The organism is Nonomuraea sp. NPDC001831, from assembly GCF_042892035.1.
GTDB lineage: Bacteria > Actinomycetota > Actinomycetes > Streptosporangiales > Streptosporangiaceae > Nonomuraea.
In genome coordinates this window covers 1-21,351 of sequence record NZ_JBIATU010000019.1, presented here as the reverse complement: position 1 = coordinate 21,351, position 21,351 = coordinate 1, and the positions used below count along the sequence as shown (strand labels likewise).

At 66.3% G+C, this 21,351-nt stretch carries 20 protein-coding genes; 13 read left to right on the top strand and 7 right to left on the bottom strand.

The window, feature by feature from the left end; translation table 11 throughout:
- Nucleotides 1-77 precede the first annotated feature (77 nt).
- A complete protein-coding gene (locus tag ACFYYW_RS40790; RefSeq protein ID WP_387657781.1) occupies nt 78-2,486 on the bottom strand; it encodes an SCO7613 C-terminal domain-containing membrane protein in 2,409 nt (802 codons plus the stop codon).
- 292 nt (nt 2,487-2,778) lie between these two features.
- On the opposite strand from ACFYYW_RS40790, the gene ACFYYW_RS40785 reads away from it, so the two are divergent.
- Complete coding sequence (locus ACFYYW_RS40785) at nt 2,779-3,333, top strand: DUF6461 domain-containing protein (RefSeq protein ID WP_387657778.1); 555 nt, start codon at nt 2,779-2,781, stop codon at nt 3,331-3,333.
- A 57-nt stretch (nt 3,334-3,390) separates the two neighbouring features.
- Nucleotides 3,391-4,599: a DUF6461 domain-containing protein gene (locus tag ACFYYW_RS40780; protein ID WP_387657775.1), complete on the top strand. Its 1,209-nt coding sequence runs from the start codon at nt 3,391-3,393 to the stop codon at nt 4,597-4,599.
- On the opposite strand, the gene ACFYYW_RS40775 is transcribed toward ACFYYW_RS40780, so the two are convergent.
- Nucleotides 4,568-4,993 carry a hypothetical protein gene (locus ACFYYW_RS40775; RefSeq protein WP_387657772.1) on the bottom strand — a complete coding sequence of 142 codons (426 nt, stop codon included), beginning with the start codon at nt 4,991-4,993 and terminating at the stop codon, nt 4,568-4,570. The genes ACFYYW_RS40780 and ACFYYW_RS40775 overlap by 32 nt on opposite strands.
- A gap of 477 nt (nt 4,994-5,470) precedes the next feature.
- Between ACFYYW_RS40775 and ACFYYW_RS40770 the strand changes: the two genes are divergently transcribed.
- The 3 genes from ACFYYW_RS40770 (at nt 5,471) to ACFYYW_RS40760 (ending at nt 7,592) form a co-directional block, all read left to right on the top strand.
- Nucleotides 5,471-5,833 (top strand): hypothetical protein, encoded by a 363-nt coding sequence (locus ACFYYW_RS40770; protein WP_387657770.1) that lies wholly within the window; start codon nt 5,471-5,473, stop codon nt 5,831-5,833.
- Between the two features lie 183 nt (nt 5,834-6,016).
- On the top strand, nt 6,017-6,733 hold the full coding sequence (locus ACFYYW_RS40765; protein WP_387657767.1) for a VOC family protein: 717 nt from the start codon (nt 6,017-6,019) through the stop codon (nt 6,731-6,733).
- A 595-nt stretch (nt 6,734-7,328) separates the two neighbouring features.
- A complete protein-coding gene (locus ACFYYW_RS40760; RefSeq protein WP_352327276.1) occupies nt 7,329-7,592 on the top strand; it encodes a hypothetical protein in 264 nt (87 codons plus the stop codon).
- A 182-nt stretch (nt 7,593-7,774) separates the two neighbouring features.
- Here ACFYYW_RS40760 and ACFYYW_RS40755 read toward each other — a convergent pair whose 3' ends face one another.
- Together ACFYYW_RS40755 and ACFYYW_RS40750 are read right to left on the bottom strand one after the other, a co-directional pair.
- Nucleotides 7,775-8,371: a hypothetical protein gene (locus ACFYYW_RS40755; protein ID WP_387657764.1), complete on the bottom strand. Its 597-nt coding sequence runs from the start codon at nt 8,369-8,371 to the stop codon at nt 7,775-7,777.
- 132 nt (nt 8,372-8,503) lie between these two features.
- The gene (locus ACFYYW_RS40750; protein ID WP_387657761.1) at nt 8,504-9,706 is read right to left on the bottom strand and encodes a helix-turn-helix domain-containing protein; all 1,203 of its coding nucleotides are present in this window, start codon (nt 9,704-9,706) and stop codon (nt 8,504-8,506) included.
- Nucleotides 9,707-9,931: 225 nt separating this feature from the next.
- Between ACFYYW_RS40750 and ACFYYW_RS40745 the strand changes: the two genes are divergently transcribed.
- The 3 genes from ACFYYW_RS40745 (at nt 9,932) to ACFYYW_RS40735 (ending at nt 13,552) form a co-directional block, all read left to right on the top strand.
- Nucleotides 9,932-11,443: a serine hydrolase domain-containing protein gene (locus tag ACFYYW_RS40745; protein ID WP_387657759.1), complete on the top strand. Its 1,512-nt coding sequence runs from the start codon at nt 9,932-9,934 to the stop codon at nt 11,441-11,443.
- Nucleotides 11,444-11,477: 34 nt separating this feature from the next.
- On the top strand, nt 11,478-12,719 hold the full coding sequence (locus tag ACFYYW_RS40740) for a serine hydrolase domain-containing protein (RefSeq protein ID WP_387657756.1): 1,242 nt from the start codon (nt 11,478-11,480) through the stop codon (nt 12,717-12,719).
- Between the two features lie 323 nt (nt 12,720-13,042).
- Nucleotides 13,043-13,552 (top strand): hypothetical protein, encoded by a 510-nt coding sequence (locus ACFYYW_RS40735; protein ID WP_387657753.1) that lies wholly within the window; start codon nt 13,043-13,045, stop codon nt 13,550-13,552.
- Between the two features lie 232 nt (nt 13,553-13,784).
- Here ACFYYW_RS40735 and ACFYYW_RS40730 read toward each other — a convergent pair whose 3' ends face one another.
- Nucleotides 13,785-13,988: a hypothetical protein gene (locus ACFYYW_RS40730; protein WP_387657750.1), complete on the bottom strand. Its 204-nt coding sequence runs from the start codon at nt 13,986-13,988 to the stop codon at nt 13,785-13,787.
- A 240-nt stretch (nt 13,989-14,228) separates the two neighbouring features.
- Between ACFYYW_RS40730 and ACFYYW_RS40725 the strand changes: the two genes are divergently transcribed.
- Both ACFYYW_RS40725 and ACFYYW_RS40720 read left to right on the top strand, forming a co-directional pair.
- Nucleotides 14,229-14,831: a hypothetical protein gene (locus ACFYYW_RS40725; RefSeq protein ID WP_387657747.1), complete on the top strand. Its 603-nt coding sequence runs from the start codon at nt 14,229-14,231 to the stop codon at nt 14,829-14,831.
- 6 nt (nt 14,832-14,837) lie between these two features.
- Nucleotides 14,838-14,972 (top strand): hypothetical protein, encoded by a 135-nt coding sequence (locus tag ACFYYW_RS40720; protein ID WP_387657744.1) that lies wholly within the window; start codon nt 14,838-14,840, stop codon nt 14,970-14,972.
- 397 nt (nt 14,973-15,369) lie between these two features.
- On the opposite strand, the gene ACFYYW_RS40715 is transcribed toward ACFYYW_RS40720, so the two are convergent.
- On the bottom strand, nt 15,370-15,507 hold the full coding sequence (locus ACFYYW_RS40715; RefSeq protein ID WP_387657742.1) for a hypothetical protein: 138 nt from the start codon (nt 15,505-15,507) through the stop codon (nt 15,370-15,372).
- A 1,175-nt stretch (nt 15,508-16,682) separates the two neighbouring features.
- Between ACFYYW_RS40715 and ACFYYW_RS40710 the strand changes: the two genes are divergently transcribed.
- Genes ACFYYW_RS40710 through ACFYYW_RS40700 form a run of 3 tightly spaced genes read left to right on the top strand, consistent with a single transcriptional unit; the run spans nt 16,683 to nt 19,286 of the window.
- Nucleotides 16,683-17,147, top strand: a complete 465-nt coding sequence (locus ACFYYW_RS40710) for a hypothetical protein (RefSeq protein ID WP_387657739.1) — start codon at nt 16,683-16,685, stop codon at nt 17,145-17,147.
- Between the two features lie 20 nt (nt 17,148-17,167).
- Entirely contained in the window at nt 17,168-17,518 is a 351-nt protein-coding gene (locus ACFYYW_RS40705; RefSeq protein ID WP_387657736.1) for a GIY-YIG nuclease family protein, read from the top strand.
- 25 nt (nt 17,519-17,543) lie between these two features.
- The gene (locus ACFYYW_RS40700) at nt 17,544-19,286 is read left to right on the top strand and encodes an ATP-binding protein (RefSeq protein WP_387657733.1); all 1,743 of its coding nucleotides are present in this window, start codon (nt 17,544-17,546) and stop codon (nt 19,284-19,286) included.
- Between the two features lie 287 nt (nt 19,287-19,573).
- Here the strand turns inward: ACFYYW_RS40700 and ACFYYW_RS40695 are convergent, their stop codons facing one another.
- Nucleotides 19,574-20,992, bottom strand: coding sequence for a restriction endonuclease (locus tag ACFYYW_RS40695; protein WP_387657730.1), 1,419 nt, complete (start codon nt 20,990-20,992; stop codon nt 19,574-19,576).
- Between the last annotated feature and the right edge of the window lie 359 nt (nt 20,993-21,351).

Below are 21,351 nucleotides of genomic sequence, written 5' to 3'. Positions count from 1 at the left end.
TGATACCGCGCCGTCACCGGCCTGACACGGCCGCTGACATCCGACAGGACGCAGCCGGCCCCCGTGACCTTGCGGCCTCAGCCCATCGTCGCGAGGGTGTCGCGCAGCCGGCGCAGGTCGCGCATGCGGGCCTCGTACGTCGCCCCGACCACCACGAGCAGCAGGCCGCCCGCGGCGATCGGCACCCAGCGCGGCACCGCGAGGAACACCTCCGACACGTACGGGGCCAGTTCCCGCACCACGACCCCGGCGACCACGACCGCTGCGATCGACGTGGGCGCCTGGAGCTTGAACCGGACCCCGGCGAGCAGCACCGCCAGCGCCAGCACGCCGAGCGCCAACGACCGCCGCCATTCGGTGTCCGAATACACCGCGACCAGGCTGGGCAGCATCGTGAAGGAGAGACCCGCCCCGTAGGCGGCCCACGACGAGACCGCCGCGCCGCGCCGCCGCCACCAGCCGGATCCCAGCAGCACCAGCGAGCACGGCACGGTGTACGCCTCGACGACGGTGACGTCGTCCGCCCCCAGCCGCAGCCACGACGCCATCAGCAGCAGGACGGCGCCGGCGTACCTGAGGCCGTTCCCGCCGCTCCGGCCCGCCGGGCCCGCCCACAGCGACATGAGCAGCACCAGCACCCCGGCCACGGCGAACCCCATGCTCCCCGCGACCAGGACGCGCGCGCCCAGCGAGAAGCCCGCCGCCACCGCCTCCAGGCCGAGGAACAGGGCGGCGAAGCCGACTCCCCAGAGCCGGAGCTCCTTCAGCCCGGCCGACAGCGCCATCGTGACGGCCGCCGCCGCCAGGATCGGCAGCACGATCAGCGTCGCCGGCTCGCTGCCGAACGCGTACGCCGCCGCCCGTACCGAGGCGGGGGCGGCGACGAGCGCGCAGGCCACCGCCCACCAGGGCGTCCGGCCTCGGGTGGCGGCCACCGCGAGCGCGACGGCCAGCGCCGCCTGCACCGCCGTCGCGACCGGGTACGACAGCCCGAATGCCTGGGGGACGACCGCGATCGCGAGCACCCCGGCCACCAGCGCCCCGGCCACCGCCGCCCGCACCCACCAGCCCCGGGGGCCGCGCCCGGCCGCCGTCTCCGTCGAGCCGCGCCCGGCCGCTGTCGCCTTCATCAGCCGCCATCCGTCGGCGCCTCGCACGGCTGCCGCCAGGAGGACGGTCGCCGGCACGGCGAGGACCACCACGTCCACGGGCGACGCCATGTCGAACGGCGGCCACTCCCGCCCGTTCCAGACGCCCGTCCACAACACGTCCAGCCAGGCGAACGGCGCCGCCAGGGTGACCACGAGCCGGGGCAGCACCGTCAGCGTGGTCAGCAGCGCCACCAGCCCGCCGGTGCCCATGACCGTCGCCCGTACCCGCCGCCAGGGCAGCCGGTAGGCGGCGAGCGCCACCCCGAGCGCCGGGACGAGGTAGGCCAGGGGACGCCAGTCCATGCCCGGACCGTCCAGCACCGGTTGCGCCAGCGCCGCCGGCACGGCGATCAGCGTGAGCGTGGTCCCGACGGCGACCGCGGCGCCCCAGATCTCCCTCTCGGCGTCACCCCGCCTGGCCAGCAGCCAGGTCACCCACCCGCCGAGCAGCACCAGGGCGACCAGCGGCACCGACCTGACCAGCGCCTGACCGACAGAAGGAGATCCCAGCGCGTACGGCACGCCGCTCAGCAGGGCGAGGACGGCGACCCCGCTGCCGGTCGAGGCGGCCGTCGCCCGCACCGCTCCCCGCCCGTGGCGGACCAGGACGACGTCCAGCGCCGCCGTGGCCACCAGCGCGGCCACCAGCCAGGTCACCGACCAGTCACCGACCACCAGCGCCATGACCGGCTGGGCCAGCACGACGGCGACGGGAGCAGGGCCGCGAAGCCGGGTGATCCGGGCATAGGCCACCAGGATCAGCGCGGTGAGCCCGAACACGCCCGCCGTGTACTGCCACGCGTCGAGGGAGTCCACCCCGAGGAGCCCCACCTGCCTGGCGGCATAGCCGTCGAGCAGCAGCAACGCGACCGCGAACCCGGCCATGGTCTCGGCCGTCGCGGTGAGCCTGCGCCGGATCAGCACGACCGGCGCCAGCATCACCAGCGCGGTGAACGCGGCCAGCACGGCCGCTCGCCCGCCTATGCCCAGCCGGCCCCAGCTCACCACGGTGAACACCGCCGCCGCCACCGTCAGCAGCAGTCCACCGAGGATGAGCAGGACATTCTTGGCGGCGCCGGTGGAGACCTCCGCCCTCGGCGCGCCGGGGCCTGTAGGGACCTCCGCGCTCGGCGCGCCGGGGCCCGTGGGGACCTCCGCGCTCGGCGCGCCGGGGCCCGTGGGGACCTCCGCGCTCGGCGCGCCGGGGGCCGCAATCCCGGATCTGGCCGCCGCACCCGCGCTCGCCGCTTCGGCGCGTAGGGCGCCGAGCAGTTCCGTACGGCGGGCCTGCAGCCCGGCGAGCTGGTCCCCCAGCCTGGCGAGAGCCTGGTCCACCTGCCAGAGCTCATGCGCGACGGGGCCCTGCAGAGGCAGCGCACACCTCGGGCATCGGGAAACCGGCTCATGAAGCCCGGTCCCGGACCACATCGCCCCGCAGCCCGGACACCTCATATCTCCATGCACCGACATCTCCGTTCGAGCCCGACGAGATGACCCATATTGCACCGGGACGTCCTTGCGAATCACTGTCATCGGTTGGCGTAGCGGATGCCGGTACGACACATCGAGCGGCGGATCGGCGGTCCGGTCTAGGCTGGCGGCCACCCGAAACGATCAAGGAGTGCACATGGGCGGGGCGACCTCGGCAGACTACGCCTGGTTGAGCGACCGGTGGACCGACGGTGTCGGCACCACCGCCTTGTGCATCACGTTCGTCCGCGACCTGTCCCCCGCCGACGCCCTGCGGCGGATCAAGGTCACGCCGGGCACGCGCGGCGACTTCAACGTCGCCGCCTACGCCGCTCGGGGCGGAACCGTCCTCGCCGACACGGGATGGGCCACCAAGTACGTCAGCAACCTGGCCGAGCCGTTGTCCCTGGGAACGGCCGTGGCCACGGTGTTCGCCAATGTCGAGGACTCGGACTTCACCTACGAGGTGAACGACCGCCTGATCACCACGTTCGGCCTGTACGGCTACCGCTACCGGGAGGGCGACGATCCCGACCGGCTGCTCACCGATGTCCGCGAACTGGGCCTGTACGACGACGTCGACGGATACGGCGCGGACCCCGTCCCCGGCGCTCTGGCCCTCGCCTCCCGCGCCACCGGCGTACACCTGTCCCGCGCCCACTACGCCAGACTGGCCCTCACCGGTTCGACCGATCACCTCATGGCCGGTTGACCGCGCCGAGTACTCCGTCTGCCACACTTCCTGTGATCACGCAGGAGGGGGAAACCGGTGCGCAGGATCACCACTGCGGATTACGCATGGGAAAACGACTGGCATGGGGAGATCTACACCGTCACCTTCGTCCACGGCCTGGACGAGCGCGAGACCCTCCGGCGGTTCGGCGTCGTCGACGCCAACATCCACATCGTGGACGATGAGGAGATCGTCGAGCGCACGAAGGTGAACCACGGCTGCTGCGACCTGGTGCTGGTGACCCGGGCCGGCGACTGGACCGTCGCCTTCGAATACGACGGCTGGGAGGGAACCCGCCGCGAGACGCTGCGCGAGCTCACTCGCGACGGCGGCCAGGCCGTCTCCGTCATGCGCCACGATTACGCGGCGTCGCACGACTTCGAACACGCCGCGGACGGCCGGATCCGGACGGCATTCCGCCCGCAGACGCCCCAGGAACGCTGGGGCAGCCACCCCGACGCCCTGAACGAGGACATGCGCGAACTGGGCCTCGAACCCGAACCCGCGGACGAGTTCCAGTATTTCTCCGGCTGCGTTCCCGCCGCCCTCGCCCTGGCGAGCCGTATCTCAGGAGTGCTGTTCACCCCCGCGCTGCTGGACGCGCCGCTGCTGGGCGGCGTCGTCACCGACCGCGTTCCGGACGACCCTCCGCAGGGCGACCCGCTCGCCACGCACGCCCTGCGCGCCCTCGCCCCGGCACTCGCCGAGGCCATCGACCACGCCTCCCCCGGCCTCCAGCGGCGGGCCGCCGTCGCCGAGGCCCGCCGCCAGTGTGCGCTGGCCGGCGTGGCCGACCACCCGGTGCTCGCCGCCGCGCTGACGTCGGCCGAACGAGGCGAGACGGGACCGGTCGAGCCCGGCTCCCCGCTCGCCGAGCTCATCCGCCGTCACGAGTCGCAGCTGACCGGCCATCCGATCGATGAGGCCACCGGCGAGTGGATGGCCGGCCCGTCCGCGCACCCGCACCGCCCTCCGGCCGACAGGCGCAACATCTTCGCCCTCGACAACGCGACCGGCATGCCGGCCTGCCCGAGTTGCAGGTGGCATCACCGTCCGGGCGAAGCGGAGCGGGAGGCGATCCGGCCGCGCTGGCAGGCGGCGTTGTCGGTACGCAAGGCCCTGTCCCCCGACGCCAGGACGGCCGCCTACAACACCCACTTCCCGCTGGTTCACGAGGGTCAGGTCATGGCCGACCGGGACCACGCGGCGGCCGTCACCGCGACGCTGCGCGCCCCCTCGACGTAGCAGGCGTTGATCTGCCGATCAGGAGACCGGGACCGCCGCCCGTCTCCGCACGCCGGACCAGCGCCAAGAACGTGACCAGCACCGCGCCCGCCACATAGTGCAGAATCGGCCCGAATCTGACGATGTTCCAGCCGCCGAACTCAAGCGTTTCCTGGCAACCGTCCACGACGACCCGAACAGCGTAGGGAAGGCTGAACAGCCCGGCGATGACCACGAACAGCGCCGCCGTCACCCAAGCGGCGAATACCCCCCACCCGCCACGAAGGGCGAGAGTCGCACACAAGCCGAGCGCCATCATCCCGGTGGGCCAGCCGGACAGATCCGCCGAGACGGTCGCCCAGTTGATCTCGATCAGCCAATCGAACTTCCCGGGTTTCCACGGCTCGGCGCTCAAGGGGCAGGCGTAGCCGTGCGCCGAGTAGGTCGGCCCTCCAGAAAGCCGCCACTGCAAGGCACGCGAAGCGGGAGCCGCCAGAGCCGCCAAAGTCAACAAGGGCACTCCCCAGCGCGGGGGAATCGCCGATAACGGAAGCAAGATAGCCGCCATGTGGTCGCAGTAAAGGGCGCCCAGCCTAGATCATTTCCCACACGCATGTCAGCAGGCCTCCGTCACGACTGCGCGAAGCTCCCGCCCTCTCGGTGCAGCCTTGCATCCACAATGGGCCGATGCGAGAGCCGTGGGTGCAGGTGGACCGGCCGTGGACGAACGGCGATCCGTTTCTCGCCGTCGACGGTTGACTGCGCGGCGCCTGGCGCTCGCCGTCGTGCATGCCTCCAGACCCGACTACCCCCGTGCTGATCGAGGCCCTCCGCTACCCGGACACCGACGACGAGGACGGCGACCCCCTGCCGGCGACAGAGAGGACAACAGGTGATCACTTTCGACGGGACCTTCTATCGCATCACGGATCCAGAGTTCGAGATGGTGATCCCGGCCTGGGTGGGATACCAGCCGGACACCGCCGACGAGGCAGACGCGACAATCACTTTTCGCGACGGTTCACGCCGATATGCGACCTTCATGACCCTGGATGTCGTCCAGCGCAAGATGCACACGGATGCAAGCACCGGCGATTCTCTCGGCGGCAGGTACTTCTGGTGCCCGGATTTGATCATCGTTCGGGACGTGGGGTACGAGGGCATGGCGGCCGCGATTCGCGATCTGATCTCGTCCGGAGACATCGAGACAGCATGCGCCCTGCTCGGCCCCCTCATCGATGACGAGGACGAGTGAACGGCCGCTTGCCGATCAGCGCCGAGACTCGTGCATGGGTAGGGAGCAGAGCGGTGCACCGGTCGCAACCCCCGTCCAGACCGCCTGCCACGAAACTCAGGTGCGGCGCCGCGTGGACGCCCCTAGGCTGTGCCGACGGAACGGGCCTCGTATCAAACTTGGTGGATCGGGGATGCGTGAGGTATGACCAGTCAATTGTTCGCGATTTGCTTCAATGCGATCCGTCCATCGGATCTGGCGCGGTTCTGGTCGGGAGTTCTCGGTTGGGAGATGACCGACGGCCCTGACGACGACGTCGCGATCCTGCCACCCGACCCTGCCGGCTTCCGCGTCCGTTTCCTCCCGAGCCTGGAACCGAAGATCGGCCAGAACCGGGCGCACTTCGACCTGACGAGCACCTCCCCGGACGATCAGCAGCAGACGGTGGCCAGAGCGCTGAAACTCGGCGCCAAGCACATCGATGTGGGCCAACTCCCGGAAGAGGGACACGTGGTGCTCGCCGATCCGGAGGGCAACGAGTTCTGCGTCATCGAGGCGGGCAACAAGTTCCTCGCAGACACCGGCGTCATCGGGGCGCTGGCCTGCGACGGCACCCAGGAGGTCGGCTACTTCTGGAGCGAGGCGCTGCGGTGGCCACTGGTCTGGGACCAGGACCAGGAGACCGCGATCCAGTCGCCGAGCGGCGGCACGAAGATCACGTGGGGTGGTCCTCCGGTGGCGCCGAAGACGGGCACAAACAGGCTCTGCTTCGAGCTGGCGACGCCCGTCGACGCCGACTGGGAGGCGGAGGTCGATCGCCTGCTCTCGCTCGGGGCGACGCGTGCCGGCGAGGGCGGTGGCAGCCAGATCCTGATGTTCGACCCGGATGGCAACGAATTCTCCGTACGCAGCGCCCGGTAGCGCGACTCTGCCCGACCGGTCCACATTTCTGGTGCATGCCTGCGGTCGTACGGGCCATATTGGGGCGGCTCGGGTGCGCCGCGCCCGGTTTGAGCCAGATGCCGCAAGTGGTGCGGAGCCCAACCGCCCTCGTGCGGGCCGAGCTGATCTTCAAGAGCTCCTCAACGCACAGGTGAAGCAGCCGGCCGCACCCGGCGAGGGGCGGATGTCGACGACCGCGGGCGCGCCAGGCGCGGAGGGCGTCCGCCGGCCTGGAACACCGGCCGACAGATGCGTGCCGACCGCCACCTCGTGCCGATATCCCGACCACAGCCGTACGCACTGGTCGGCGTCGATGCCTGGACAGTTGCTCCAGGGACAAGGCCGGAGACCGGTGGACGGCCCCAGGATCCGGTGCAGTTCGTGTGCGGCAGAGGCCACAAGACGGCACACCTGCTGACCATTGCGAGCCGGAAACTCGACATCGAGAGCGGCAAGCGCGCATAGCACACAACTCCTCAATCACCTTTACTACCGGACACGTGTTGGCAGCGGTTACTCTGATGCAACTCTTGACCGGAACGGGGACCAAGTGATTTTCAGGGAATGCAGTCGGGTGTTGATGGGGATCGGGCTCGTGGTCCTCGTTCCCAGCATCCTCATGCAGTGGGGTGTGCAGGAAAAGTGGATGCTTGCGAGGGTGGTCGAGCCGTCGGAAGCGAATGCATCCTTCCTGACACCGCTCGTGATCTCATGGATTGGCATCGCACTGGGAATCGCGTGGGTGCTGGCGGCCATAACCTGCTATCTCATACCGAAATCCATGGCCCATCTGCAGCGGCCAAAAGGCCGCCAAGGCGGTTCGGGCGCGGTCGTTTAGCCTCCTCGCCACCTGGTCACCCCATTCACCTCGCCCCGTCCGAAGGGGAAGCGGGCCAAGGCCGATGGCAGGCGGGACGATAAGGCTTCCCCCTCAGGTATCTACGACCCAGACGACCGACACGGCGATCACCCTGGAGCCGAACTCCTCACTCACCCAGCACTAAACCCGAGGACCTAGTTTCAGTCCTCGTTCCAGTTGTCGAGAATGATGACGGGCGCCTCTTCCACGTCCAGCCACTCGCTTTCGATACCCATGCCAGTGGACGCCTCGATGAAGGCCAACGCTGCGCTGCGCTTGCCCCGATAGTCCTCCGAGTCCAGGCTGCCGAGCATGGAGCGGAACTCGGCCAGGATGCGCGGATCCCCCTCTTGGACGGCGTGCTCGTCGAAGATGAAGTCGCGCATCTGTGCCCGTACCTCGCCGTCGGCTGCATAGAGGATCGTGTATCCCCCGTTGAAGTGCCAGGTCGTCATCCACACGCGTGACTCTTTGCTGAGTTCAGCGAGGATGTGATCGGGCGTGGCGAAGCCCTGGGAGAAATCGAGGAAACCCCAGGCTCCTTTGCCTTGGCGGACGAAGAGCACGGGAAAGTCCTCCTCGGCGGCCTCCTCTCTGGGGTACGCCATGGTGCGCTCCTCGGGATCACGGCCTCCGTTCAGCTGCCGCAGGAGATCGTCCGCGGTGATCGCTTCGTCGAGGGGTTGCACGACAGTCCAGCAGAGGGCGCTCTCGAACCACTGCTGTTCATTGAACAAATTGCGATATCGATCGATCATGTGACGATTGTCGCGGAAGCCGACAGGAACGAAACAGCCTGCGAAGGTGTCGGCCTCACCGCTGCTATTCAGGGAGACAAGGCCTCCGCTCCGGCCCATGTAATGAGTCGCCACTCGGGCCGGAAGAGCGCCCTACTTGGTCAGGGATTCGGCGACGAGTCGCCAGATGTCGGCGGCCAGGTCCATGTTGCCGCTCTGCTGGGCCTGCTCGGCCAGCTTGCGCAGCCCGGCGAGCGCCGTCTCCTGCTCGCCCTCCAGAAGCAGGAGCCGGTTGCGGAGGACGTCGAGCCGCATTCGCTCCTGGTAGGTGAGCAGGTCGTCGAAGCCGGTCAGCCGGTCCAGGACCGTGCGGGCCTCGTCGAGGTCGCCGGCGAGGACGGCGATCCGGGCGCGCACGGCCAGCAGTTGCTGCTCGATAGGGGGAGCGCCCGCGAACGGCATCGCGGCCTGGACTTCCGTGACGCGCCGCCGGGCGGACTCCGTTCTGGGCGGATCGGCCCTGAGGTCGAGCCGGGCCGCGCCGAGGCGCAGGCGCATCCAGAGCGTCAGGTCGTCGCGGCCGTCGAAGCCGTCGATGGCCTGGTTCATCAGCTCCGCGCCGGTGTCGAGGTCGCCCTGGCGGACCCGGATGTTGGCCACGGTCCACACGACTTGGGCCCACAGCGCTCCTGAGACCTGGTCCGCCAGTGTGAGCAGTTCGTCGGCATGCCGGGCGGCGTCGGGAAGCCGCCCGGCCTCGGCCAGCGCCGACACCAGGGCCAGCAGCGTGGAGGCCCGCACGCGGACCGGCAGCGCTTCGCGTTCGGCCAGCTCGTAGGCGTGTGTCGCGGCATCGACGGCGCCGGCGATCTCTCCGGTGCTGCGCATGCAGCGCGACAGTGCGGCCAGCCCTCTGCACTGCAGCTCGGGTAGCCCGATCTGTTCGCTGAGCGTTGTCAGCTCGTCGAGGCATGTCCGCTGCTCGGCGTACTCCTGACGCCACTGACGCCATTCGGCGACCTGCCAGAGGGCCTGCCAGCGCAGCAGGGGGTCCTCCCCGTGGGAGGTTTTCAGGGCTTCGCTGAGGGTCTGGCCGCCTTCGTCCTGGCTCAGGCCGGTGGCCAGGGTCAGGCTCTCGGCCAGGGAGGTGGCGGTGGACTGGGTGAGAGCGGCGGGGCTGATGCCGAGCTGTGCGGCCAGGTGCGTGATGGCCCGTTCGGTGGGCTGACGGGCCCCTGACTCCAGCCGGGACAGGTATCCGGTGGACATGCCCTCGCCCGCGAGGGCTGCGAGCGTCAGGCCGCGTTCGGTCCTCAGTTGCCTCAGTCGGCGGCCGAAGAGTGGTTGTTCGAGCATGTCCGAACTCCCGGGTAGCGGTTGACGTCGTCCGACGCCCCAGAGGGTAGCTCACTTGCCTCGCTGCGGACAAGTTCTTGCCTACTGCCGATGCCAGCGCCGCGCAGCTTTGGCAATTCGTTCTGGCAACTACTTGCCAAAAATGTGGCAACAGCCGTAACGTTCCTGTCGTCGCCAACGGACCTCGTCGCCGACAAGCCACAAGCACCCCGAAGGAGCACCACCATGTCCCTCACCGACCAGGACCAGCTCACCCTGCGCACCGCCGCCTGGGGCGCCGTCTCGCTGATGTCCGCCGCCGGCGCCGCCGGCTCGGCGCACAAGGCCGCCGCCGAGGGCTCCGTCGCGCTGACCTCCGCGACCGGCCTGGTCGGGCACGTGCTGGCCAAGGCGCCCAAGGGCGTGAAGTACGGCAGGACCGTGGCCGAACTCGCCGACCAGGTGCTGCCTGCCCTGAACGCCTCCATGAGCCTGCTCGAAATGCAGGCCCCGGCCGAGGCCGACAACTTCCGCCGCACCGTCCTGGTCGCCGTCGAAGCGGCCGCCCACGGGAGGCCCAGCCCCACCATGACCGAGATGGCCCGCAAGATCAGCGCTGCCCTCGACACCGCTCCGGCCACGCCCGAGGTGAGCGCAGCGACCGCCGTGGCCGGGCAGAATCGCCCGGAACTGCAGAAGGCCATGCAGGCGTTCGTCGATTCCGGGATGGCCGTCGGAATGCAACTGCGGGTGAACGACGAACGCGGCGAGTGGGTCGGCACCGCGGGGGCGCGCGAGCTGGGCTCGTCGGAGAAGCCTCCGGCGGACGGACGGTTCCGGGTCGGCAGCTCCACCAAGACGTTCGTCGCGACCGTGGTGCTGCAGCTCGTGGCCGAGGGCAAGATCGAGCTGGACAGCCCGGTGGACGGCTACCTGCCCGAGTTCGCGCTGGACGAGCGGATCACCGTACGGATGCTGCTGCAGCACACCAGCGGGGTCTTCAACCACACCGGCGAGTACTACGAGGACGGGACGTTCGCGCCGGGAATCGCGTGGTCGGGCAAGGAATGGGTGGACGGCCGGTTCCACACCCACCAGCCCGAGGAGCTGGTCCGGCTGGCGCTGTCCAAGCCGGCGCGCTTCGAGCCGGGCACGGACTGGAGCTACTCCAACACCAACTACGTGCTGGCCAGGCTGCTGATCGAGCGGGTCACGGGCCGCTCGTTCGCCGAGGAACTGCAGCGGCTGATCCTGGGCCCGCTGGGGCTGACGGGCACCGAGGCGCCGGGCACCTCGACGGAGATCACAGGACCGCACGCCCACAGCTACTACCGGTACGAGGACGGCGGACGGGAGCACACGGTGGACGTCACCAGCCAGAATCCTTCGTGGATCTCCGCCGGCGGCGACATGATCTCGACCACCCAGGACCTGCACACGTTCTTCTCCGCGCTGAACGGCGGCCGGCTGCTGCCCGCCGAACTGCTGACCGAGATGCGCAAGCCAGACCCGAAGATCGGCTACGGCCTCGGGATCTTCGAGCAGGACCTGGGCGAGAACGGCGGCACCGTCTACCACCACAACGGCGGCATGGCCGGCTTCGCGGCGCTGATGTACAGCACGCCCGACGGCGGCAGGACGCTGACGGCCTCCGTGACCTACGTGGACGACGCCGCGCTGTCCAAGGCGGCGGCGTTCCAGCAGGCGACACAGCAGCTCATCGACGTGGTGTTCCGCAACGGCCGGCCCACGAACTGAGACCAGCGACCAAGACCCCAGAGACGAGGACTTCATGAACACGACGCTCAGCCGACGCACGGCCGTCACGGCGCTCGCGACAGCGCTGCTGGCGGGAGCCGCCGCCCCCGCCATGGCCACCTCCACCGGGCCGGATCGCCCGGAGCTGCGCAAGGCGATGAACGCCTTCGTCGCCGCCGGTTTCACCGGGATCCAGCTACGCGTACGCGATCAGCAGGGCGACTGGGCCGGCAGCGCCGGGGCGCGCGAGCTGGGATCGGCCGCCAAGCCTCCGACCAACGGAAGCTTCTGGACGGGCAGCATCATCAAGACCTTCACCGCGACCATGGTGTTGCAACTGGTGGCTGAAGGCAGGATCGAGCTGGACCGCCCCGCCGCCGCCTACCTGCCCGGCTACGGGCTGGACGAGCGGATCACCGTCCGGATGCTGCTGCGCCACACCAGCGGGCTCTTCAACTACACCGGCGAGTACAACCCCGACGGGACGATGGGCGAGCCGGGAATCCCCGCCAACGGAGACGGCTGGGTGCCCAACCGGTTCAAGAGCTACAAACCCGAGGAACTGGTACGTCTGGCGCTGTCCAAGAAGCCGCGCTTCGAACCCGGGACGCAGTGGAGCTACTCCAACACCAACTACACGGTGGCGCTGCTGATGATCGAAAAGATCACCGGCCACTCCTACGCCACCGAGCTGAAGCGGCGCATCACCGGCCCGCTCGGACTGCGGGGCACCCTCGCGGCGGGCAACCGCACGACGGCACTACCCGGGCCACACGCCCACGGCTACTACCAGTACCAGGACCAGGTGATCGACCTCTCCCACCAGAACCTGTCCCTCCTGACCGGCGCCGGCGACCTGATCTCCACCACCCAGGACTTGACCACGTTCTTCTCCGCACTGAACGGCGGCAAGCTCCTCCCCGCCCCGCTGCTGACCGAGATGCGCACGGCGATCCCCACGTCCATCCCCAACCAGGACTACGGCCTCGGCATCTGGGCGCAGGACCTCGGCCCAGGCTGCGGCACCGTCTACCAGCACAACGGCAGCCCACCGCACGGCTACGGGGCGCTGATGTACAGCTCCCCCGACGGCAGCAAGACCCTGACCGCCTCGGTGACCTGGCTGGACTCGGCCACCAGAGGCCCGGCGAAAGACTTCCTGGCCCTTGTGGACGCCCTCGTCAAGCAGGAGTTCTGCGACCCGCCGGCCGACTCGTCCGACCAGCGCGAACCGGCCGGACAGCCACAGCCGCACAGTCCTGGTTCTGCCTTCTGAGGAGCGAATGGCCGCAGGGGCGTCGGAGAAGGGGATGTCGGCGGCGAAGTACCGTAGCCGTAGACAGCCATACACAAGCGAGAGGCCCGTCACCACGTTTCCACTGGTGACGGGCCTCTTCCCGCTGGTGTGGCAGGTGCAAGGTTCGAACGTGCGCAACCTGAGCCGACGGTTTACAGGGCGTCGCGACCAACGCTCGCACCTATGCCTCGACCTGCTACGCGACTCCTGCACACGCGCTTGGCTACGGAGATCATTTCCCGCATATTGCACGGCAAGTCGATCACGCAGTGAGGCAGCTGGCACCTCCTGATAATGGGCTCATGAAGCTCTCGGCAGAATTGCGTGACCAACTGGCCACGCTTCGAGGCGACCTGCTACGCGGACAGCTTGTCGGCTCTGTCACCGATGCGGGCTGGATTGCCTGCGAGCTGATCGGAGCCGGAGTCGACACACCGACCACCCTTGAGCTGGCCGGATACGCTCTATCCATCGGCTCCATGTCCGAGATCGAGCCGTTGATCCGTCAGGTGTTGTCCGAGTGCGGAATGCCTCCCATAGACCCCCGCCAAGAGCCATGGGCTACCGCCCGCGATATCTCGCTGGCCATGCGGGACGGCACCCTAACTATCGCATCCGGAGCCGATTTCCTGATCACTGAGCTAATGGCGAGGTGCGGCTATCCGCCGGAGATCACCGAACTCGTGATCCTCATCGATGACTGGGAAGCCGTACGGGATACGCAACCAACCGATGACGAGCTCCGCGTGCGTGCCGGAAGGATCGCAGAAGCGGCGGAGCTACGCAGCTCGCCCACACCTCCACCTGCCTGATCATCCCGTCTGCCGTCGACCCGCCCGAAGGGGAAGCGGGCCAGGGCCACGGGTCAAGGGTGGAGCACCCCACCGGACGAACGACCCTTGACCCGTGGCCCTGGTCTGCTCAGCTTGTCCCGGGTCGATGGCGAGCGGGATGGTCAGGCTTCCACGCCAGCCACTTACGGTCCTGGCTCACCGTATGGCGATCATCCCGGAGTCGGAGCGCCCCCGCCGGAGGCTGGCTTAATCAGGAGTAGAAGCCCTCCCAGTACTCCTCGTGACTCTCGGTGAAGTCATCGGGACGCGTCTGGCGCAGCTTGCGATACCGGTCTACGTAGAAGTCGAGGGCTTCGTGAAGAGTGCATTCAAAAGTGTCCTTGATGAGCTTGATGCCTCTGATCGTTTGTCCCTGGACGACCAGGTCATCGAATCCGGCCAGTTCATCGCTCATACGGTGATCCTTGAGGTGGGACACTGCTCCGGCAAACCGTTTTCCGGTTGAGAGTGAGCCATGGGCAGTGGCGCGGCAACTCCGCGCTGAGGGTTCGGTCCGTACGGCGGGGCCGGCGTGCGGTGCCCGGCCCGGTGTCCCGCCGCCGTTCGGGACCAGCCCCCAGGCCGCGCGCCCGGACGGCGGGCGCGCGGAAGGCCGGAGCTACGGCGGCGCACCGCGCCGCCGCTTGAGTACGCAGTGGAGCTGGAGGGGCTTTCGGCAAATCCGCTGCACAAGATCAAGTGGAAGCCGCCCAAGACCACCGAGACCGTAGACCCTCGCGTCGTCGTCAACCCACGCCAGGCGCAAGAACTGCTGACAGCCGTGACCTACGTAGGCCGACGCGGGAGAGGCCGGCGCCTGATGGCGCTCTTCGCCTGCATGTACTACGCCGCCCTACGCCCGGCCGAAGCGGTCGGCCTCCGTATCCAGGACTGCCACCTCCCCGCCTCCGGCCGGGGACGCCTCACCATCGACGTCTCCCGGCCGGAGGTGAACACCCGATGGACCGACACCGGCAACGCACACGAGGAACGCGGCCTCAAGCACCGCGGCAGACAGGACGTCCGCCCCGTGCCCATCCCGCCCGAACTGGTCAAGATCCTCCGTGCCCACATCGCGGAGTACGGGACGGCCAAAGACGGCCGCATCTTCCGCAGTGAACGGGAAGGCGTCGTAGCTTCAACGGCCTACACCGAGGTCTGGCAGGCCGCCCGCCTCCTGGCCTTCACCCCCGCGCAGGTCGCCTCCCCGCTCGCCAAACGCCCGTACGACCTTCGGCACGCGGCAGTGTCCCTCTGACTCAACGTGGGCGTCTCCGCCCCGGACGTGGCCGAAAGAGCCGGCCACAGCGTCGATGTCCTCCTGCGGGTCTACGCCAAGTGCATCGATGGCCAGCAGGACATCGCCAACCAGCGGATCGGCGAGGCTTTCGTCGCATGACGCACAGTCCAACCACACCCAGAGCCCCGGCCACCACCGGGGCTCTTGTTCTTGCCCGCGCACTGGCCAAACCAAGGGGCGACCTGGGGAAACGCGCCCGAGATCATTGCACGTATATTGGTGGACCAGCGACAACGGGCCGCTCGCGGCGGCATCTGGCTGCATACCCCTGAAACGCAGAAGAGGCCCCGTAGGGCCTCTGAACTGCTGTTACTGCTGGTGGCAGGTGCAAGGTTCGAACTTGCGTAGGCTGAGCCGACGGTTTTACAGCGGGCCGAAGATCTAGGCTTCGACGAGCCGCTGAGCTGGGCCTATAGCCTTGGCCGTGGCGTCCCTCTACTAAATCATCCCGTGTATATCCCGGATCTTGATCGTGCTTCCGCGTGGTGACCTGTACTCAGAGATAGTCCCGCCAGAACGGGACCGTGGCATGCGGCTGCCATTCCTCGCCGCGTTCCGGGCGTGGTTCCTGGAACTCCTGGTTGATGTAGTCGGCCAGGTCCGTGCCGTAGTAGATGATGTCCCAACCCCGCATGGACAGGACGGGATGCCCGTAAGTCCCGCGGCCGGCCGGAAGGAACCGGTGCGCATAGAGCGGGGCCATGCGGGGTGTGTCCGCCACCCCGGAGCCGGGCCGTTTCGACGGCTTCCAACGGATCGCTCGGCCGCTCGCCCCAACTCGATCGCCAGTGGCCGTGCTTGACGTCCCACAAGAGACAATCGACAGGCCAGGCGACGTGCTTTCGCAGAGCCTCGGGATCGCCGTTCCGCCAATCAGGCCAAGGATTCTCCCACGTCTGCCCTTCCTCCCAAGGCTGACGCACCGGCAGCCCAACCGCCAGGAAAGCCCGATGATCATCGGCGAACTCGAACCCGTAGTCCCGCTCAATCCGCGCTAATTCCGCCTCGGAGAGCCCTTCCTCGATTTCGCAGCATGCCAACTCCCCCAGTCGACGCGCAGCCTGCACACCGAGCCGGAGCCCTTCCCTGCCGATCACTGATGCCCCTCCTCACATGGTGGCCACAAATGGTCTGTCGATCATGAATACAACCTACGGTGGTCATCATGCGTGCCCTGCCCCCTTGCGCCCATGTGCTCCTCGTAACTGCCAGCCCAAGGGCGGGCACGGAGCCGGGACGCTTGAGCAACGAGGCGAACGAAGGACCGTCTGATCGGAAGTGGAGCGGTAGTCATGGCCTGCGTTCGGCAACGACCTCGCGGAATGGACCATGGGTACGCCGGGAGCGAAGATCATGGCGTACATGTTCCCGATTTTCATGGCTGACCGGTTCGCCACTATCCCAGGTGCCCACGGCTTTACAGGGCATCCTTGAAACTTGCTCTGACCTACTCTTTGGTCCTTAGCCTCTCTTGGTATCGCACACATTCGGCGCAACGGGAAGCGATCGTGGCCCTGAAATCTCTTGCCGGCCGGCTCCAGGTGTCCGGCCACCACACCTCGACATGCTTCGGATGGTGCCGCGAGAGCCGCTCGTCATGAGTCGCACTGTCAGGCCAATGAATCTTGCGCCACGGCGGCAACGAATACCGGTCTCAGCCGTCCTTACTGATTGAGGGCGCAGGAGCCCAGCCGGGAACCCGGCCCTCCTCGGATAGAGCGCGTATGCTCCGTCATACAACTGCACACCACTCCGAATACGACCGCGTCCCACCACATGGGGGCCGCAGTCAGACACGAGGAGACCCTCATGCTGACCCAGCAGGCACAGCATGCACTGAGCGAACTCTACGCTCAGGCTTGCCGCATCACCGACACGTTCGAGCTTGAGCGTATTGATCGCGCGTTGGACGAAATCGTCCGGCTCAACGGTTCCTCATCCGCAACGTTCCAGGTTCGTAGCGCTCGTGGACACGCGTGGCAGGTCCTCCGCGACCGACGAGTCGCCGTTCCCCTGATCGCGCTGGAGAGCCTTCAAACGCGCCAGGAGTCCGGGGAACACGAAGGTCGCTACACCGCCGTTGAACTCATCCAGTGGCTGCGGACGACCCGCGCTCTCACGGCGAATCAGAAGCAGCTGCTGTTCCGACTGATCCAGGAGGAGGACACGGCAGTCTTGGCGGCCGACTACGGACTTGCGCTGTCCCGCATGCGAGAGAGGATCTCCCGGGTCCGGAAGGTCGCTCGCCGCGCCTACACCAGCGAGGTGTCCTAAGAGTGGGCGCACCTCGTGCGATGAAGCTCGCTCCCTGGGTCGTTCGCGCCCTCATCCCGGCCGGGTTGATCGGTACCTACATGCTGTACCGGAACGCCCGCCCTGTCTATGTGGGACGCAGCGACAGCGACCTGCGCCAACGGTTGCTGCGGCACGCCGGGAACCGACGCGGTGAGCACTTCACCTATGACGTGCACTTCACGCCCCTGCAGGCGTTCGAAGTGGAGTGCAGTTTGTTCCACACCCTGCGAGCCCAGATCGAGAACGTCATTCACCCTGATCAACCCGACCACATGTCCGCGCGCTGTCCGTTCTGCCACAGCACCCTCGTCGAGACCTTGGCCGCACGGCTCCACAGCATCCGGCCGTAACCCGACCCAATAGAGAGGAATAATCATGAGCCTGACTCCGACGTTCCAGGAGCCGACCGACCAGCCCTCCCAGGACGACCAGGCCGCCATCATCCAGATCGACGCCGCTCTGCGGTCGATGCGCGACTCCGGATTCGATCTGACCGCGGCAGCGGGGGAGCCGATCGACAACTCCATCGAGGCCGGTGCAAACCGCATCCAAGTCCTGACCAAGTACGGTCCGAACAACAAGTCGATTGAGGAGATCGCCTTTGCCGACAACGGCCGAGGGATCAACCCCAACATCCTGGCCAAGGCCCTCTCGGTGGGATTCAGCACCCGCTACGGGGAGCGCGGTGGCTTGGGCCGCTTCGGCATGGGACTCAAGCTCGCAGGGCTCAGTCTGGGCGAACGCCTGGAGGTGTATACCAAGCAGGCCGGCGATCCCACGGTCCGTCACGCCTACGTCGACCTTGAGAAGGTAGGCAACAAGGAACAGACCTACATCGAGGCCCACGAGGTCGAAGGGTGGCCGGCCGAGTACGCCGACGTGATGTGCGAGAGGGATGGCACGCCGGTCGCCTCGGGGACTTTGGTGCTGTTCGGCAAGATCGACCGGCTCACCGGCGGCGGCCGCTACGGCACCAGCCTCAAGGACAAGCTCGACGAACTGCGTACATTTATCGCTCGCGCCTACCGCTCTTTCCTCGACAAGGGCCTGATCATCGAGCTCAACCGTAAGCCCATCACCTTGTTGGACCCGCTATTCCTAATGGACAACCCCCGGATCACGGACCAGTACTCCCCCGAAGATCCGCGCGGCCACGAGATCGACCGAGGCATCCTGAAAGTTGGCGACCACGAGATACAAGTCACGGTAACTATCGTCCCTGAAATCTTTCGCTGGAAGGAGGGCGACGGAGGCAGCGTGGACCGCTATGGCCGCAATATCAACGAGTACCAGATCAACCGGGAGAGTGCCGGCCGAATCAGCATGGTGCGAAACGGTCGCGAGATCAATTACGACATCGTACCCCGACTCCTACCCTCTGGGATTGACAAAATCGACCGCTACATTGGCATCGAGGTCACATTCCCCGCCGAACTGGATGAGTACTTCGAGGTTCGCAACGTCAAGCGTGGCGCAGTTCCCATCGACAAGCTCCGCCAGGAGCTGAGGTCGTGGCTGAGCCGGCCAATCAACTCCGCGCGCCGCCAGATCCGCGGCCACTGGAATAAGGTCGAAGCGCAGCAGGCGGCCACCCGGCAGGAACACGACAGAGCGGCTGAAGCCGCGGCAAACGTCGACAAGACCGCTCCACAGGGACAGGCAGGCAAGCAGCTCACTCCGCAGCAAAGCGAGGAGATCGTCAAGGAGTTTCTCGAAGACCTGGGCATCACCGACGACACTGAGAAGGCCGAGCAGGTTCGCAAGCAGATCGACTCTAGGCCTTTTACAATTGCTGACGTGGGCTTCCCGGGGAAGGAACTGCTCGACATCGACCACCTCAATGGCAAAGCCATCATCAAGGTAAACCGGCGCCACCCGTTCGTTCGCGATATTTACAAGCCGCTCAAGCAGATCGGCGACGGCGAAACCAACGGCCTCACCCCCGAAGATTTCATCAGTATCGCTCGAAAGACCGCCGACGCCATCGATGCGCTCTTCCTGGCCTACGCTAAGGCGGAGAACATGGACACGGACCCTGAGAGATTCAGCCAGCTGCGTTCCTATTGGGGACAGTTCACCCAGTCGTTCATCAATGAACTCCTCAAGGAGGAGCGGTAATTTCCGGACGCGTGATCGTGGGCCACGAGGAGTCCCCTCGTGGCCCACACCGCACGTGCTCCCCGCCGGATCCGCGGGGACCACGTGACTGGCCCGGGAAGACACGCGGACGAGGCCAGCGTTCGATCGCGCGGAGTATCCGGAGAACGCTGGGCTGTGCACGTTCCCACTGGCCCAGGCCAGTGCGCGAGTCATCGACATCGCTCGCGACGAGGATGTACGAGGCAGCGAGCTGGGAGCGATACGCATGAATGTCGGCTCTCAGCTTCGACGGCTCACGTACAAAGTTAGTTCGACATAACTATCGATGAGTATCTTCTTACGATATCGGGATTTCGACGCAACAGCACCTCCAGCTGATGCCTGTCCCACCAATCAGTATGGAAGCCGTTCTTATCGCGTATAAGACCAAGGCGAGAAGTAAGCGCTGAACTTACACGGCTCGACGTAACAAGCAGGAATCCTTGCGCTCCTGCATCTTCGATGACATCACGTATCTCTCTGACATCGCCGATGCCGACCGTGCTCGCCAGAGCCTTACACTGTACCACTACAGGGATTTCCACGAGGTTTTTGGGCTCGGCACTCCAATTCGTTCCCCCTGGCTGGGGGACCAACTGCTTAATAAGCAAGTCTCTACCACCATCTCTCTCTTTAGCTGGCCCAGCGCTGCGCACCTCCGTCACGAAGGGATCTGCTTCGAGGAGCTCCCGAACCATATCCTCGAACACCTGGCCGTCTATCCTGGGGGCCCATGTGTATGCGTCAGGTGCCAGCAACGTCGAGGAGACAAGCTGGTGTTGACTGACTATCCGCTGACGCTCCTCTTGGTACGCCTGCCTGCCCCCTGTGCCACCTAGAAGGACAATAGTTTCCCCTCTTACACAAAGAAGTGCATTCTCAAAAGAGAAGATTTGCAAGTCTTCTCTATCATCAATTTCTTCGCCTGCCGCCTCCATAATTCGCACCGCTTTATCCGCCTCCTTATAGGAGATAGCGGTAAGCAGTTCGGCATTCTCTCGAATTTCACCCTTGGGGCCAGGGATAATCTTCGCCTCATCCTTCAACACGTTGAGCGCGTCGGCCACCTCTGGATCGCGCGTTATAGACACTTCCCCATCATGGGTCCGATAATACAAATTGTATGGGTTACCGCGAGAAGTGAAAAGGTCCACGCCCGGATTGAAAAGTTTAGGCAGCGCGGCGCCCAGTCCCCGCGCCCAATCAATCGCCTCTTCAGACGGGGCTGCCAGAGAATCACTACTGTCCGAGTAAGTGGGACAGTACTGCGGGAGAGCTATGTGCATCGTCTGACCGAACCACCACAAGTCTTCCAGCACCTTCTTCATCGACTCGGGATCACGGCCTACTGTGAGATTCACAGGCTGCCGGGGGATGAGGTATCGTTCGCCGAGTTCGCTTGCTGCAACAGGGTGATCGTAGTCGAGAAGCTGATAGGACGACTTCCCTTGTCCACTCATATAGGCGGCCGCCATATACGTTGTAATATCAATGATGTCGCTGGCGCCGCCACTCCATGCCCCCGGAGCCTTCTTGCAGTGAATATAGGGGAAGACGCGATCGTCATCCACTCTTTCCAGTATTAGAGCGAGACCCATGCAGGGAATACGAATAACAATGCCGTTGCTACGGCGTTCTGCCATGAAGTTCATCTCGTTTGCAAGCGAGAGAAGTTCATCTTCCACTGCAACTCCTTGACTTGGGCCTAATGCATGCCTTGCTGGTTAGCGTTGCGAGTATCCGATCGTCAACTGTAACCGGGCTGACCGACACTTTCACTGGTTGCATGCTGTACGGGGACGGAGAGGAAGGGCGTCGTCGCGGCCACAGAGCGTGGCGAGCGCCTACGCGATGTGTCCCGACCCCCGATGCAGGGAAGATAAAGCCGTTATGGCCACGCCGAGCAGTGGCTGGGAGAGTGTTGGCAACGACTCTAGGGCGCCTGGACTAGGAGCTGTTTGAAGTTCGGATCTAGATGAGGAGCGGTGGCGGCCTGCCGTGACTGGTAGAACTCGGATGTGGCGCGCTTTGATGTGACCGATGC

What these genes read in the sequence shown, in the direction of transcription:
- ACFYYW_RS40785 (WP_387657778.1), top strand. Translation starts at nt 2,779, where the DNA reads ATGGGCGGGGCGACCTCGGCAGACTACGCCTGGTTGAGCGACCGGTGG.
- ACFYYW_RS40730 (WP_387657750.1), bottom strand. Translation starts at nt 13,988, where the DNA reads ATGAGCGATGAACTGGCCGGATTCGATGACCTGGTCGTCCAGGGACAA.
- ACFYYW_RS40710 (WP_387657739.1), top strand. Translation starts at nt 16,683, where the DNA reads ATGCTGACCCAGCAGGCACAGCATGCACTGAGCGAACTCTACGCTCAG.
- ACFYYW_RS40705 (WP_387657736.1), top strand. Translation starts at nt 17,168, where the DNA reads ATGAAGCTCGCTCCCTGGGTCGTTCGCGCCCTCATCCCGGCCGGGTTG.
- ACFYYW_RS40750 (WP_387657761.1), bottom strand. Translation starts at nt 9,706, where the DNA reads ATGCTCGAACAACCACTCTTCGGCCGCCGACTGAGGCAACTGAGGACC.
- ACFYYW_RS40700 (WP_387657733.1), top strand. Translation starts at nt 17,544, where the DNA reads ATGAGCCTGACTCCGACGTTCCAGGAGCCGACCGACCAGCCCTCCCAG.
- ACFYYW_RS40740 (WP_387657756.1), top strand. Translation starts at nt 11,478, where the DNA reads ATGAACACGACGCTCAGCCGACGCACGGCCGTCACGGCGCTCGCGACA.
- ACFYYW_RS40755 (WP_387657764.1), bottom strand. Translation starts at nt 8,371, where the DNA reads ATGATCGATCGATATCGCAATTTGTTCAATGAACAGCAGTGGTTCGAG.
- ACFYYW_RS40765 (WP_387657767.1), top strand. Translation starts at nt 6,017, where the DNA reads ATGACCAGTCAATTGTTCGCGATTTGCTTCAATGCGATCCGTCCATCG.
- ACFYYW_RS40715 (WP_387657742.1), bottom strand. Translation starts at nt 15,507, where the DNA reads ATGCGGGGTTGGGACATCATCTACTACGGCACGGACCTGGCCGACTAC.
- ACFYYW_RS40735 (WP_387657753.1), top strand. Translation starts at nt 13,043, where the DNA reads ATGAAGCTCTCGGCAGAATTGCGTGACCAACTGGCCACGCTTCGAGGC.
- ACFYYW_RS40745 (WP_387657759.1), top strand. Translation starts at nt 9,932, where the DNA reads ATGTCCCTCACCGACCAGGACCAGCTCACCCTGCGCACCGCCGCCTGG.